Consider the following 14,304-nt stretch of genomic DNA (forward strand, 5'->3'; position numbering starts at 1 on the left):
TATTCATTGAGCGTTCCGACTATAATATAGTATTACAGTCAAACGATATCATTTATTAATAACGCAACGAAATACAAAAAGAGGACTAACTCCAAACTTTTGATAATCATCACGCCCAGCAAATTTTGGCACAGGTTGTGACGATTGCCTGAATATAGTCAAGGCATACTGACGATCTCCGCCAACATACCCCCTTAAAACTTTTTCATTACCTTTAACTGGACCTTGAGGATCATAAACAGGGGAGTGGGAATAATAATCAGTTGAATACCAATCATTACTCCATTCGGCTCCACTTAGCCCCATATCGTATAAACCTAGCGGATTCGGAGGATATTTCCCAATTGGATAAATAGGAAAACCATAACCATCTGTGTATTCATCTAATTTCTTTTGTTCAGGTATATTAGAACCAAGCTCGAAATTTCCATTATTAGTCGCAAAAGGAAGATACTGCCCTCTTGACCTTGCCGCATATTCCCATTGTGCTTCTGTCGGTAAATCAATATTTTTATCGGACTCCTTACCTAGCCACTGACAATAATCTTTTGCCTGTTGCCAGGTCACACCAACAGAGTAATCACCTTTTTGCAAGGATGGGTACTCTTTTACCAGAATATTAATGGGAGGTTTTTTTATTCCTGTTATCTGCAGATATTTATTATAATCATCGTTGGTAACTTTAAACTTTGATATCGAAAAATCGCTTAATACAACCTTATGTAATACCTTATCATCCTGGTTTATGCTGAAAGGCAGTTTTTCACCGACTAATGGGCCAAAATCCCCCATTAAGAACTCGCCGCCCTTAACGGGAACCATGTTAGAAAGCGACTTAGCAACAAGCGCTTCAGACAAGGTTTCACGCTTGCCAGTACTCTTCTGGTCGCACCCGAGCAGTAAACTGGCGGCAACAGTAGCAACTACGATTAATTTTCTCATCTTATCACCTAAGCCTTTGCATCAGGCAGTCATTGTGCCCGTCGGGTGCTGGTCGTCGATCATGGCAAGATATTCTGACATGAGGCTATCCGGGACAGGTTTAAATAGTCTCTCCGGTTTATTGGAACATTCATTCAACGTTGTTGCTCCGGTTAAAATGATATATGTCACCACCAAACGACATTATTTATTGATGACGCAACGGAAAACATACTGCGGACCAACACCATATTTTTCATAGTCACCATCAACTTCTTCTGGGAGTGGTGAAGCAGATTGTCTAAACATAGTCAATGCGTACTGTCTGTCACCGCCAACATTCCCGCGCAGGACTTTTTTAGTACCCTGCGCAGGCCCCTGAGGATCGTTTACCGGAGAATGAGAGTAATAATCTGCTGCATACCAGTCATTGGTCCATTCAGAGCCACTGAGTCCCATATCATACAGACCTAAGGGGTTTGGCGGGAACTTCCCTATTGGATAAAAAGGAAGCCCAATACCATCAGTATAACTATCCAGTTCGTCCTGGTTCGGGAAATTTTTCCCGGGTAAAAGCTCACCATTGTTGGTAGCAAACGGAAGATACTGCCCTCTGGATCTTGCTGCATACTCCCATTGCGCCTCTGTCGGCAAATCAATTTTTTTACCGGACTCCTTACCTAACCACTGACAATAGTCTTTTGCCTGTTGCCAGGTCACATTTGCTGAATAATCATCGGATAATAAAGATGGATGATTTTTCATAAATGGACCTACCGGCAGTGCTCTTTTATTAGTAAGTTTTGTATACTCTTTATAATTCTTATTAATAACCTTATATTTTGATATTAAAAAATCACTTAACACAACCTTATGTAATACCTTATCATCCTGGTTTATGCTGAAAGGCAGTTTTTCACCGACTAACGGTCCAAAATCTCCCATTAAAAATTCGCCGCCCTGTACGGCGACCATGTCAGAAAGCGACTTAGCAACAAGCGCTTCAGACAAGGTTTTACGCTTTTCAGTACTCTTCTGGTCGCACCCGAGCAGTAAACTGGCGGCAACAGAAGCAACTACGATTAATTTTCTCATCTTATCACCTCAGCCATTGCATCAGGCAGTCATTGTCCCCGTCGGGTGCTGGTCGTCGATCATGGCAAGATATTCTGACATAAGGATGTCAGGAATGGGTTTAAATGGCTCATCCGGGTCAACAAAAACCGGGAGGTTATTATGCAATAAGGTGAGCTTTTCGCCATAATTGGTGTAGAAAAAAAATTTGTGTTCCCCGATACCTAAAAAGTTAATCACATCTTTTTCATTCAGTTCTTTATTACCTTTCTTCTCCCCTGGCGACAACGTCAAATGCTGCATAACATTGTTATAATCTGCCTGACTTTGTACCCACTTCAGTGCCATAAACACCGCTTGCTTTCGCCTCTTGAGAGGACCGAGCTTCCAACTGTTAACGGAAAAAAAATCATTATTTTGATTGCGAGGGTCAAGCCAGTCCACCCAATTCTGATCAATTAATGTGGCAATCACTGCCCCTTTTGTTTCTGGAGGAGTATATTTTAGCTGATCCGGATTAGACAAAATACTATACATTAAATCAATTCGTTTTCCCTCATCACTAATCTGATTACTCAAGTTAACTAACACTCTAGTTACATCGATGTACATCGCATCAATTGCCTGTATCCCTTGCGCAGCCATAATAATAGGAATTGCACATAAAGATCGAAAGGCATCCCCTGCCATCATCTGCTCAAGCTTCTGATAATCAACATTCCTTAGCATAAGCATAAAACTCTTCATAAAAGCCGCAAAGCTGCTGCCATCAACTTCAAAACCGACTTCCCCTTTGGCCCCCACTCCCCAACATAAAGCCGCTTTACAGTAAATACGAAAACGTCCCTGAATATAGGTGATATAAAAAACCCCACTTCCCCCAGCGCCTGCCTGCACCGTCATCCCCGCTTCCAGTTTGGCTATCGCGGCAAACTTCTTCTCTTTATTGACAATGGGTTTGTTATCTTTCTCGACACCTATAGCTACTGGCGTATCATCAGGATGCGGGTCAAACCACTCAATGGCACCACTGATATTACCTCCCGCCTGAGCACCAACAAAAACACCAATTTCACCTCCCCCCTGTGCTTCAGGTATCGTTGAGGTCTTTAAATTCACCTGCTGCTGTCCTGGCAACGGTGGAGCAGTCAGGGTTGCAGGACGGCCTTTAATGCTATAGCCCTTTCCCATTTCTCCACTCCAGTCTACTGTCACCCCTAATTCAATTGCAGCACTGGCACCAACGCTACCTGACAATACCAGTTTCATGGCAAAACGCAGCGCTCCCATATTACAGACACCATCCGGTGTCTGTGGCGTCACTTTTTTCGCCGGAAATAAAAGGCTGACACCTAACCTGTCCGGCAGGTACAGGGCCATTTCGGCCTTCGCCTCCCCCAGTGCAAAACTGGCATGACCTTCAATTTTGCCCTCCAGTTTTTTTTCTGACGGATTATATTCCGCTGATGCACCCGCTCCATGGCTGTAGCGCAATAGTTGAGCCTGCGCGCTGATATCAACATACTGGTGATATACAGATTCGTCGACTTTACCATCCCCCTTTGGCCAGGTCAGAGATTTGTTCATTTCCTCTGCCCAGTGACTGACAATAACATTCGTATCGTCAACAAGATCGAATTTCAGTGAAACAGGTACGTTACTTAGTTGTTTTTTTAGTTCCGCTGTATCTATTTTTCCCTGACGTATGGTTTTATTAACCGGATTACCATTCGCATCCTGAGAAACAATAGTTTTGTTTTTATATTTTATGAAACTGGCTTCACCACTTTCTTTATCAACTTCGCTGAGCTTATATGTTCGCCACTGGTGTTTTATTTTATCGGAACGCACATAAGTTTTCTTGAACCCTTTCACTGTGTTATTTTTAAGCGGAATAAGTTCCATTATACCAATGGCAGTATCTTTCATTTTATCATTAAGCAATTCCCCCTCCGGAGGATTCGCTGTTAGTGACATAAGCTCTTTCCGCAAAGCCTGATTTGCTTTGTTTAAGGCTTCATAGGCTTTAGTGATTTCACTTTCAAATTTTCTTGCTGGCACTCTGCCAGCCTGAGTGATTGCTTCAAAATTAATATCATCAAGATTTTTTTGCGCCTGTTTCTGAGTTTCAAGCAAGCCAGACAGAAAATCATGCTCCTGTTCGATAATTTTAGTATCTGAAGCCTCCAGAAAAAGCAATGTTGCGCTACCTGGGTGAAAATAACATTCTGGGCCATATTTTCCTTTTACAACCGTTCCCGTCCCTTGTACCGATGTTTTACTTTTCTCTTCTCCGGTAGCCATATGCTATTCCTTCATTCTTTAAAGTAATTCTATATGCAGGGCATCAGGCAGGGCAGTATAAACTGCAACAGTTTTACCTTCCGCATCGGTCCTGCCTTCAAATACTTTACCTTCACCGGTTGTTATCCTGTACCGGGTAAAAGGTAAAATCTCCCCGGACTCTTCATCTTTTGCAGTAAAAAACTCACTGAAACCGACGGGAAGCTCAGGTTTGTTTGCATCATAATCAGCTGCGCCCATTTTCTGCACATTGGCCGATTTCAGCAGAATATTCCCAGGGCAGCCCAGCTCGATATTGCCACCACTTAGCCTGATATACGCTCCCGCACAGTTCACCACCAGTTCCTCCGCCGCCGTGATTTCCACTCGCCCTTCCACGCTGGTCACGGTGATATCCTTTTTCGCCGTCGCCTCCAGCGCATCATCCTGCGCCTGGATTTCCATCTTTCCCTTCGCCGCAAACAGCTTCATCCCCGCCTTTCGCGCCAGCAGGCTGACGGCTTCTCCCGCCGCCACCGTAAAACGTTTCAGCGCACTGATGTCCGTATTCTGCTGTGACACAATCCCCACGCTGGCGCTACCCGAAGACAACCGTACCGCCTGCGGACTGCTGATGCTCACGCCCTGCGGCGCATTCAGCACTATCCCCGGCTGCGCCAGCTCTTTCAGCGCATCGTTCAGCGTCTGCTGGTTGCCGGTATCTGATGGCAGGGCCTGAGCCGATTCCGCTGCCGACGCCAGGCTTTTCGCAATACCCAGCGCATTTTCAAGCTGCGCAATCGCCTCCTCCATTGCCAGCATCCTGTCGCCTGCCGAAGGCTGTTTATCCGCACTGATAAACACCCCCGCCCCGCCCCGGATGCTCACCCATTTATCCGTACGCAGTTCCGCACCCTCGCCCCGCAACTCCCTCTGCGCATTCACGTTATGCCCGAGGTTCAGCTGCGTCTTGCCGCCGTACTCGGTGCTGAGCTTAATATGCTCCTCGCCGCGCTTATCCTCCATTCGCAGCTTATTATTGGCCGGAGTACGAATCACATTGCGGGTGCTGTTTTTCTCCGTCACAGGGTCGACATGCCGCGAGTCGTGCAGCGCATGCGCAATATACGGCCGGTCGGGATCGCCTTCGTGGAAAGCAATCGCCACCTCCGTGCCCTGGATCAGCGGGAAGTGAAAGCCGTACACGTCGCCGCCGTAGGGTTTGGCGAGACGCACCGGCATGCTTTCCTGACCCTGCCCTTTCTCCTCTCTGTCAGCGTCAAATTTCACCCGGTACAGGCCGGACGCATCCTGCCAGGCGTAGATATCATTCGCCTTCGCGCTGGTCACCCGCGCCGTCATGGTGCCAGTCACCTTCGGGCGCGGCAGCAGCGGCGGACGCCAGCACAATGTTTCGCTGTAGGGCACCGCCAGCAGGGACACCCGCAGCGCCTCCCGGCGACTGGCGGTAAAACCTGTGCCGGTGATTAACAGCGGATCCTGCACGGGCGCAGGCAGGGTCGGTGGGAGGCTGTCGGTAACGGTCAGCACCTGAGCCGGCGCCAGCCAGGCTGCAGTACTGCTCGCGGTAATAAGCGTCTGGTGAGCCAGAAAACGCTCATGGTCGAGACGGGCATAGAAGTTGGCGGTCTCCGTCTGCGGGTCGATTTTATCGCCACGCTCCCGGTGACGAAGCTTATAGTGGTATACCTCACCGTAAGTGAGGCCTTCCCCATTTCCCCGGGTCATATCCGCTGTCGCCGACTGGAGAACGCTCTGCGCATCGCGGGGGTTATAATCCCGGGTAGTAACGTTCGCCTCTACGACGTTGTGGGTGATGTTCAGACCCCATATCGATTCCGCACCGCTGTCGCTCATCCCGGACGGGCTGTTTACAGGGAGTGTTTTATCGAACATCAGCACCCGCTGCGCGTCGGCGAAGTGGACCACTTCGCTCTGGGCCTCTTCCTGCAGGGTGAAGAAATAAAATATCCCCACCTCTGCCAGCAGGCGCTGGATAAACGCCAGGTCGCTCTCCTGATACTGATTAATTTGCTCACGCCGCGGATAGTGTTGCTTGAGATTAAACTCATACTCCCAGTCATGCAGGTGATGTTCCTGCAATACCTGCTCCACCACCTCCGGCACCGATTTATTCACGAAAAAACGGTGGCTGCGAAACTGTTTATCCAGTAAGGAGAGGAAGGGTTCGAGGGTTATCTGATATTTCGACTGATCTTCTGAACTGCTGATACGCCGGAAGGCAGTCACCACGCCATGGACGCGTTTGCAGTCCGCCAGCTGCTGCAGTGCGCCGCCGCCCATCGTCAGCATGGCGGGTTTGCTCAGGAGCTGTGCGGCATCAATGTTTTTCTCTGCGCTGGTAAACGTAATGGTGTAATAATAAAGTTCACTCAGCTTTTCTGCACCACTGAATTCTTCTACATCCAGCGATGCGGTACATGAAGGAATATCCAGCTGGTAACGGTTAAGGGTGGTGCCGGTAATCATTGAAAAGGTATCCATTATATTCCTGTTTTACTCCGCAGTAATGACCACCAAAAATCAATTAACAGGATGCACTGTTTAATTTTTTTTAATGATAATCATCTCATTCATCATAAATATATTTATGTGCATATCGATATCTCAGATACCCCACCAGGAATTTCATAACTAAAAGGAAACCCCAGAGATATTTATATTCACTGACTGAGAAATAAAAAAAGCAGCCAGAAACCGGAACCTTCAACGTTTATCGCCGCCAGCATTTCTCTGGCAATGTCCTTAGCGCTATCTATGCTGAGCGCCTTTATCCCCTCTTTCCTGCGCTTCATCCCCGCAGAGGCCCCGCTTTGCCGACAAGATTGACTGGCTGCAGGCACGCTACCGCCCATCGCTGTTTCCTGTTTATCAGGAACCCGTAGCGCACAGGGTCAGGCAGGCATAATGTTGTTGTTCAACGTCCGCGATCGGGTTCGCGGGTTACTCGGTTTCGTTTTTTAAGGCGTCAGCCCCGGCTCCTGACGTATTAGCCGTGCCCGGCGTCAGACAGGCGTCCTTCTGCGGGACCAGACTGATCTCCACCCGGCGATTTTGCGCCCGCCCGTCTGGCGTCTCGTTGCTGGCGACAGGACGACTTGCGCCGTAGCCCTGCACCGCAAAACAACTCTCCGGCACATCGCCGGTATCGCGCATCCAGTCGCGGACCGCCTCGGCACGCTTCAGGGAGAGTTGTTGATTGGATTTATCGTTGCCGATGCTGTCGGTATGGCCTGCCACCACGATCAGCCAGCCGGGTTTGGCCTTAATGCCCAGCAGCGAGTTCACCAGCAGCTTTGTCGAACCCGGTTTCAGCGTCGATTTGCCGGTATCGAACAGCGCCATGCTATCGAGGCGGATCGTCTGCGGCCCCTGCACAACCTGCTTAATGACCGGACGCGGCGGCGGGGGCGGCGCCCAGTCATTGATAGCGGCTTCCACGAAGGGGATCAGCCGCATCCCCTGATACAGCCCCAGCCGGTAACGCAACGGCTCTCCCCGGCGCAGCCAGTCATCCAGCTGGCGGCTGTCGGTACGCAGACGCTGCTGCGCCTGCAGCTTCGGCGTCGGCGGCGTGCCGCTGAGGCGGTGATACACCGCCAGATGATCGCCGACGCTGCGCACCAGGCGCTGGTTGTTGATAAAGGAAGCCAGCATCGCCAGCGCCAGAAAGAGGAAGCCCACGCCAGCGGCAAGACCGGCATCGCGCATCCGGCGGCTGACCCCGTGGCGGTGCGGCAGTGACGACAGCAGAAGATCCGGCAGCGGGTGAGGACCTGGCGCCGCGGCGTTGCCCGGGGAGAGCGTGGTGATCCCGGCGATTTGCTGTTGCCAGAGGTTATTTGCCGCCGCTACCATCGGTGTCAGGCAGATGCCCGCGGCACACAGGTTCAGCGGAGGAAGTTCCGCCTGCCGGGCACGGAATGGCCGGAAAAGAGCGTTTTCGGCCAAGGTCAGAATGCTCTCCAGCCACAGCGTCTGATGCAGGCGTGAGCCAGGGCTGCCCTCCCGCTGCCACTCGGCAACCGACTGGGGCGCTTGCCCCTTCTGCTGCACCTGGAGACCAGGCCTCTCCGGCGTGACGGTAAACCAGCGGCTTTCCCCTGCCTGGCCGCCAGGCGGCGTCACCCAGAACACGCTCCACACCGGCGGCAGACCGTTTAGCCAGGTTCGACACTGAACGATACTCCGTCGCCAGTCGCGCAGCGACTGCGCCAGTTGCTCCCCGGAGGGGTGGTGCTCCGGTACCACCGCCAGCAGCACGGAAACCTGCGATACCAGCGCCGGACGCGCCGCCGCCAGGTACTGCGCCAGCAGCGGCAACTGCTCCGCGCTGTCTCCCCGTAGATACCAGCCGTGACGGGTTTCGCAGTGCGCCGAACGCCCGGGAAACAGACTGTCGGTATCCCCGCAGACCAGAACCACCGCCCCCTGAAAATCCTCGGGCGGCAGGACGATTTCCGATCGCTGACGGCTGACTGCCCGGCGACGCTGACGCCAGAGCGCCGCGCCGCCCGCCAGCAGGATGCACAGACTGAAGATCACCTGGTTGCCGATGGACAGCGGCCAGAAGCCCAGCACCAGCCACAGGGCCAGGATGACGGTCAGTAGCGTAAGCAGACGACGGGTGTTATCACGCATCTCTTATCCCTGCCCTGCTATCTTCGCCACCATCTGTGACAGCACGGCGGAGAAGGTCAACCACAGCGCGGCCAGCGCCACAATGCCAACCGCCCAGCCGCACCAGTACATCCGCCGTCCGCTGCGCAGCCGGGAGGCACGAACCACCACCGGCGCCTCCTGGGTCAGGCTGAACGGCGGGACCCGTGCGCCAAGCGCATGCGCCACGTCCTCACGCCGTTCGTCATCCTGGGCGCGGTACTGCCCGACAAACCCCAGTTGCAAAGTACGATAGAAACAAGTCAGCACTGCCGCATCCGCCGTGGACTCTCGCAGCAGCTGGCGGATCCGTTCCCAGAGCTCTTCCCCGGCGTTGAGAGTGCTGAAAAAACGCGCCTGCAGCGGATCCTTGCGCCACCTGCGGTAGCCATCATCCTGACTGGCGCGGTTGAGGACGCTCTCATCGAGCAGCGCGCAGTAGGCATAGAGCATCTGCTCAGCGCTGGTGTCACTGATTCCTGCCGCCGTCAGCGCCTCGCGCGCCTCGGTCACCCATCGACAGGCCTGACGATAGAGCGCCTCGCCATCGGTCACCGGCTGGCCGCAGCGTAACTGGCTGACCATCAGCCAGCCCGGGTAAAAAGTTTTGTTGATCAGATCGCTTTCAGAGGTATTCATGAGCGCAGTACCGCAAAGAGTTCAAGTTTCACGTCGCCAAGCGATTCCGGGGTATAGAAGGTGCAGTTGCCGGCCTCCAGCATCGCGCGGGCGGCATCGGTGGAGAGATCCAGAGCGAAATATTGGTTTTCCAGACGTAGCGGAATGGCCGCCGGCACGTGGCTCAGCGGTTTGATCGCGATGCCGCTTAGGGCAATGTTGACGACCTCGGCGACATCATCATGGCTACCCGCCTTACAGAGCTGCGGAAAGCGGCTCTGTAGCTGGTGAGGGGGGAGTGAAGAGCGCACCGACAGATAAAAATCCGCCCCCTCGCGCAGCCGCGCATCGTGTAGCCTGCCCCGCCAGATCTCCCGGTCGGCGCCCTGCTCCAGAGCGATGGCGATCACCCTTGAGGGCAGGCTGACTTCGAGCAGCGTATCCAGCAGGGCAAACAGCGGCGGGAATACCTGCTCCGGCGAGGCATGCCGGTAGCGGGGGATAGCTTCCAGATGATGTTCAAGGGAGAAGGTCATCAGACTGCCGGCCAGCCTGGCCAGTTCACGATAGAGCAGCTCCGGATGGCGCGAAGGGTCCTGATGCAGCTCGCTGAGCACCGGCTCGGCGCTGTTCAGCGCGTTGAGCAGCCAGAACAGGGAAACATCCGCCACGGCAAAATCAGCCATCCGCGCATTGCTTTCACGGCGCATGGCCATCAGGCGTCTGCGTCGGGCCTGCAGGCGATGTAACAGCTCGCCCAGCTCACTGATCAGCGTCGGGCTTGCCGCCAGCGACAGCAGCGGCGGGATGAATTCCGGGTCAACGATCCACTGCCCCTGGGCATCGCGCACCAGACGCGCTACCGGGCAGGTAAGGAAGGCCGCATTTTCCTCGGTGGAGAGACGCAGCGTCAGCGCGTGCCGCAGAACGGCCAGCTCGCTGCGTTCATGGCCGGCCAGCTCCTGCACGGTCACCTGCTCGGCGCGCCAGCGGCGCGGGCGGGCGCTCTCCTGGCCGTCATCAAGATTGCCGCCGCTGGCGCTGAGCAGCGGCAGAGCAAGTACAACCTCCACGCTGTCCAGCATCACGCCCGATACATCACGGACCGGTGGCAGAGTATCCGCCAGCTCGGTGTCAATCAGCGTTCCGTCGGCGAAACGCACGATCAGCCGGGTGGCGTTGAGCCGGGAAAGGGTGAGCGCGCTGGCGTCAAACTCCGCGCGCAATACCCCCCACGGGTGGGCGAGCGCCATGCGGGAGACCGTATCGGCGACGTGCGCATCCCAGCGAGCCTGTTGCTGAAACTGCTGCGGGACCAGAAAAGCCCCGTCGCGCCATAATGGGCGGAAAATCTTCATTGCACCTCCTGTGCCTTTCGCTTTCATCTGTCTGCAGACAGGACCAAATGCCCGGTCGGATATCCTTCATCCGCCGTACGTTCGCCTCAGCCTCTGCCTTTGCTCTGGCCTGTTCATCACTAGCGGTTTTTCTCCCGAACGTCGTTCGGCTCGATTTATTGCCTGCCGCTTCAGGGAAAGGAAATATCAACTCTGCCCGCGAGGGTTTAGAAGTCAGATGGTATTCTTTGTACAAGGGAGGTTTATCATAAAGCGAAAAAGCCAGGGGAGGTAACGCCTGGCCCTAAATAATATCTGAATTCAACCTACGGCTGCTTTTATGGCTCTTATTTAATTCATTGAGAAGGAATATTCCATAAGCTATCGTTTTTTTATTTCCCCATTGAATGTTAATTAGCGAATTAATCCCTCCGTCAGGCTTATTTATATTGATCTTAAATATAAATAATAATAAAAATATCATCGCAATCGATATACCTTCATTAGCGCCGAGGCCAAAGCCTCCCCCGGCATCAGAGAGATGCCCGGAGGAGTGCCCCGCCCCACCCGGCCATTGCCAGGCGCTGAATTACCCCGTATTTTGGTTTTCCGCTCCGCTGTGGGCGGGTATCAGGGCGAACGAGAGAGAGAAAATGAAACCGCTATTTGTCTATGGGACGCTCTGTCCCGGTCGCAGCAATGCGCACATTCTGGAGGCGATCGGGGGCGAGTGGCGTCCCGGCTACGTCACTGGCACCTTTTACGCGCGCGGCTGGGGCGCAGCCGCCGATTTTCCGGGGATCGTCCTCAACGCTCACGGCCCACGGGTCAACGGCTATCTGTTCCTGTCCGATCGTCTGGCGGCGCACTGGCCCATGCTGGACGACTTTGAGGAGGGGTACGATCGGGTGCCGGTGGAGGTGACCACCGACGATGGACAACAGGTCAGCGCCTGGATTTATCAGCTTCAGCCCCGGGAGTAATCCCCGCCGCGAACGCGCTGTACAATACAGCAGCCCAGCGCGTTCACGGCTTTGCGGTCAGTCCGCCAGGCTTTCCGCCACTGGAGTCACCAGCGCCTTCTTCTCAGCCCAGCAGGCAACGTTATCGAGCACCAGTTGCGCCATCGCCGCGCGGGTACTCCAGGTGGCGCTGGCTATATGCGGTGTGACGACCACATTACTGCGCTGCAGCAGCCCGGCCGGTACCGCCGGTTCATGGCTGAAGACATCCAGCCCCGCCCCGGCGATAATCCCGCTCTCCAGCGCGGCAACCAGCGCGGGCTCATCAATCACGCTGCCGCGCGAGATATTGATGAGGATCCCTTTCTCCCCCAGCGCCGCCAGCACCGGCTGGTTAATGAGCCCCTGGTTTGCCGCCGTTCCCGGCGTGCAGATAACCAGAAAATCACTCTCCGCGGCCAGGGTCAGCAGATCTTCCCGCCAGGCATAATTTAGCGCCGGGAGACGCTTGCGGTCATGATAAGCAATCTGCATGGCGAACCCCTCGCAGCGCCGGGCGATGGCCTGGCCGATGCGCCCCATGCCCACGATGCCGACCCGCGAACCGGAGACTTTTTGCGTCCACGGAAAACCGCCCGCCGCCCACTCGCCCGCTTCGATAAACTTGTGGGCGGCGACGATCTGCCGCGAGGTCGCCAGCATCAGGCCCAGCGCCAGATCCGCCACATCGTCGGTTAACACCCCTGGCGTATGGCTGACCCGCACCTGGTGCTCAGCGGCCGCCTGCACATCCACGCCGTCATAGCCGACGCCAAAGACGGCGATCAGCTCCAGCGCAGGCAGGCTGGCGATCAGCGCTCGCGTCACGGTGGCTTCGCCGTTGGTGATGAGCACGGTAAAGGTGCCGGCCAGCGCGCGAAAGTCGGCGTCAGTGAGTGCGGTCAGCTCCACGAGGTGATAGCGTCGCGCCAGTTCCGCGGTCAGGGCATCCGGGAGCGAAGCCTGTTTTAACACGTTCAGTTTCATAGCTTATCTTCTTTCAGAGTGTGGAAGGCGGAGGGTTTCTGGCCGCTCCGGGAGACGATGATGCCGATAACTCCGCCGAGGGCCAGCGCCACGGCGACGATCAGCAGTCCGGAGTGATAGCTGTTGGTCAGGTCCTTAATCTTCCCGAGCAGCGGCGGCAGGCCTAAGCCGACAAAATTGGCGATGGTGTTGATAAATGCAATGGAGGCCGCGGCCGCCACGCCCGCCAGCTTCTCGGTGGTCACCGCCCAGAATACCGGCGTTAGCGCGAAATTGAAGCCCACGGTGAGCACCAGCAGCAGATAGGCAACCAGCAGGTTGCCGGCATAGATGGCGACAGCCAGCGAGAGACCGGCCAGAATCAGCGGCAATCCCATATGCCATGCCCGCTCGCCGGTCAGATCCGAATGACGGCCATTGAGGTACATAAACAGGCAGGCGAAAATAAACGGCACCGCGGACAGCAGACTAATGACCACATCGCTCTGCTCGCTGACCATACTTTTGAGGATCAGCGGTAAGAAAAGCGTGATACCGATGGAGCCGAACGCCTGCAGAAACCAGACCAGACTCAGCAGGAGTACCACTTTATTTTTCAGCGCACTGAACCAGGAGGCGTGTTGATTGACTACCGCGCCGCGGTTATCAGCGGCAATCTGCGCCGTCAGCCAGCCTTTCTCCGCCTCAGAGAGCCAGGCCGCCTTTTGCGGGCTGGAAGGTAGCAGCCAGAGCACCAGCGCCCCCAGCACGATGGCGGGAACCCCTTCAATGGCGAACAGCCAGCGCCAGCCGGCAACATCGGCAATGCCATGCATATTTAAAATCAGCCCCGAGACGGGCAGCCCGATGATCGACGCCAGCACCGATCCCATATAAAAGAACGACATCGCCCGCGCCCGGTTGCGCTTCGGAAACCAGCAGGAGATATAGTAAATAATCCCTGGGGTGAATCCCGCCTCCGCCATGCCGAGTAAAAAACGCATAATATAGAGCTGGGTCGGCGTCTGGACGAACGCCATGCCGGCGCTCACCATTCCCCAGGTGATCATTATTCTGGCGATCCAGATCCGCGCCCCCACCCGGGTCATGATCAGGTTGCTGGGAATTTCGAAAATAATATAGGAAATATAAAACATGCCGACCCCAAGGCCGTACATGCTGGCCGTTAATCCCAGATCGGCGTTCATTTGCAGCGCGGCAATGGAAATATTGGTTTTATCAAGATTGGCGACAAAATAGCAGATAATAATAAAGGGGATGATTTTGCTGTTCAGCTTTTTTAATGTAGAAGTACAGAGTTCAATGCTCATAATAATAACCCCATGACTTTGCCTCGGGCAGGGGAAGACCGCCCGCGCCAGGCAAAGATTGATATTAAGAAT

Annotated in this window: 10 protein-coding genes and 3 pseudogenes; 1 reads left to right on the forward strand and 12 read right to left on the reverse strand. The window is 54.3% G+C overall.

The window, feature by feature from the left end; genetic code table 11:
• Window positions 1-48 precede the first annotated feature (48 nt).
• From CWM53_RS26150 to tssK, 10 genes and pseudogenes are all read right to left on the reverse strand, one after another.
• Window positions 49-942 (reverse strand): formylglycine-generating enzyme family protein, encoded by an 894-nt coding sequence (locus CWM53_RS26150; RefSeq protein WP_080787157.1) that lies wholly within the window; start codon window positions 940-942, stop codon window positions 49-51.
• Window positions 943-963: 21 nt separating this feature from the next.
• Window positions 964-1,080, reverse strand: a complete 117-nt coding sequence (locus tag CWM53_RS31440) for a hypothetical protein (RefSeq protein WP_004217423.1) — start codon at window positions 1,078-1,080, stop codon at window positions 964-966.
• 45 nt (window positions 1,081-1,125) lie between these two features.
• Window positions 1,126-2,016 carry a formylglycine-generating enzyme family protein gene (locus CWM53_RS26155; RefSeq protein WP_074385502.1) on the reverse strand — a complete coding sequence of 297 codons (891 nt, stop codon included), beginning with the start codon at window positions 2,014-2,016 and terminating at the stop codon, window positions 1,126-1,128.
• Between the two features lie 21 nt (window positions 2,017-2,037).
• Window positions 2,038-2,118 (reverse strand): annotated as a pseudogene (locus CWM53_RS32125) (hypothetical protein); the annotation flags it as partial.
• A gap of 215 nt (window positions 2,119-2,333) precedes the next feature.
• Window positions 2,334-3,396 (reverse strand): annotated as a pseudogene (locus tag CWM53_RS26160) (hypothetical protein).
• A gap of 921 nt (window positions 3,397-4,317) precedes the next feature.
• Window positions 4,318-6,804, reverse strand: coding sequence for a DUF2345 domain-containing protein (locus CWM53_RS26165; RefSeq protein ID WP_100729531.1), 2,487 nt, complete (start codon window positions 6,802-6,804; stop codon window positions 4,318-4,320).
• Window positions 6,805-6,954: 150 nt separating this feature from the next.
• Window positions 6,955-7,079, reverse strand: a pseudogene (locus tag CWM53_RS31450) (hypothetical protein).
• 184 nt (window positions 7,080-7,263) lie between these two features.
• On the reverse strand, window positions 7,264-8,961 hold the full coding sequence (locus tag CWM53_RS26175) for an OmpA family protein (protein ID WP_100729532.1): 1,698 nt from the start codon (window positions 8,959-8,961) through the stop codon (window positions 7,264-7,266).
• Between the two features lie 3 nt (window positions 8,962-8,964).
• Window positions 8,965-9,618: a type VI secretion system protein TssL, short form gene (tssL, locus tag CWM53_RS26180; protein ID WP_100729533.1), complete on the reverse strand. Its 654-nt coding sequence runs from the start codon at window positions 9,616-9,618 to the stop codon at window positions 8,965-8,967.
• Window positions 9,615-10,955: a type VI secretion system baseplate subunit TssK gene (gene tssK, locus CWM53_RS26185; RefSeq protein ID WP_100675410.1), complete on the reverse strand. Its 1,341-nt coding sequence runs from the start codon at window positions 10,953-10,955 to the stop codon at window positions 9,615-9,617. Before tssK ends, tssL begins: the two co-directional genes overlap by 4 nt.
• A 632-nt stretch (window positions 10,956-11,587) precedes the next feature.
• Here tssK and CWM53_RS26195 point away from each other — a divergent pair.
• The gene (locus CWM53_RS26195; protein ID WP_008804357.1) at window positions 11,588-11,917 is read left to right on the forward strand and encodes a gamma-glutamylcyclotransferase family protein; all 330 of its coding nucleotides are present in this window, start codon (window positions 11,588-11,590) and stop codon (window positions 11,915-11,917) included.
• A gap of 57 nt (window positions 11,918-11,974) precedes the next feature.
• Here the strand turns inward: CWM53_RS26195 and CWM53_RS26200 are convergent, their stop codons facing one another.
• On the reverse strand, window positions 11,975-12,922 hold the full coding sequence (locus tag CWM53_RS26200; RefSeq protein WP_100729535.1) for a 2-hydroxyacid dehydrogenase: 948 nt from the start codon (window positions 12,920-12,922) through the stop codon (window positions 11,975-11,977).
• Window positions 12,919-14,232: an MFS transporter gene (locus CWM53_RS26205; RefSeq protein ID WP_038421434.1), complete on the reverse strand. Its 1,314-nt coding sequence runs from the start codon at window positions 14,230-14,232 to the stop codon at window positions 12,919-12,921. The genes CWM53_RS26200 and CWM53_RS26205 overlap by 4 nt, the downstream gene beginning before the upstream one ends.
• Window positions 14,233-14,304 lie beyond the last annotated feature (72 nt).

Source organism: Klebsiella sp. A-Nf5 (assembly GCF_002810545.1).
GTDB classification, from domain to species: domain Bacteria; phylum Pseudomonadota; class Gammaproteobacteria; order Enterobacterales; family Enterobacteriaceae; genus Klebsiella; species Klebsiella variicola.

What these genes read in the sequence shown, in the direction of transcription:
- CWM53_RS26150 (WP_080787157.1), bottom strand. Translation starts at nt 942, where the DNA reads ATGAGAAAATTAATCGTAGTTGCTACTGTTGCCGCCAGTTTACTGCTC.
- CWM53_RS26155 (WP_074385502.1), bottom strand. Translation starts at nt 2,016, where the DNA reads ATGAGAAAATTAATCGTAGTTGCTTCTGTTGCCGCCAGTTTACTGCTC.
- CWM53_RS26165 (WP_100729531.1), bottom strand. Translation starts at nt 6,804, where the DNA reads ATGGATACCTTTTCAATGATTACCGGCACCACCCTTAACCGTTACCAG.
- CWM53_RS26175 (WP_100729532.1), bottom strand. Translation starts at nt 8,961, where the DNA reads ATGCGTGATAACACCCGTCGTCTGCTTACGCTACTGACCGTCATCCTG.
- tssL (WP_100729533.1), bottom strand. Translation starts at nt 9,618, where the DNA reads ATGAATACCTCTGAAAGCGATCTGATCAACAAAACTTTTTACCCGGGC.
- tssK (WP_100675410.1), bottom strand. Translation starts at nt 10,955, where the DNA reads ATGAAGATTTTCCGCCCATTATGGCGCGACGGGGCTTTTCTGGTCCCG.
- CWM53_RS26195 (WP_008804357.1), top strand. Translation starts at nt 11,588, where the DNA reads ATGAAACCGCTATTTGTCTATGGGACGCTCTGTCCCGGTCGCAGCAAT.
- CWM53_RS26200 (WP_100729535.1), bottom strand. Translation starts at nt 12,922, where the DNA reads ATGAAACTGAACGTGTTAAAACAGGCTTCGCTCCCGGATGCCCTGACC.
- CWM53_RS26205 (WP_038421434.1), bottom strand. Translation starts at nt 14,232, where the DNA reads ATGAGCATTGAACTCTGTACTTCTACATTAAAAAAGCTGAACAGCAAA.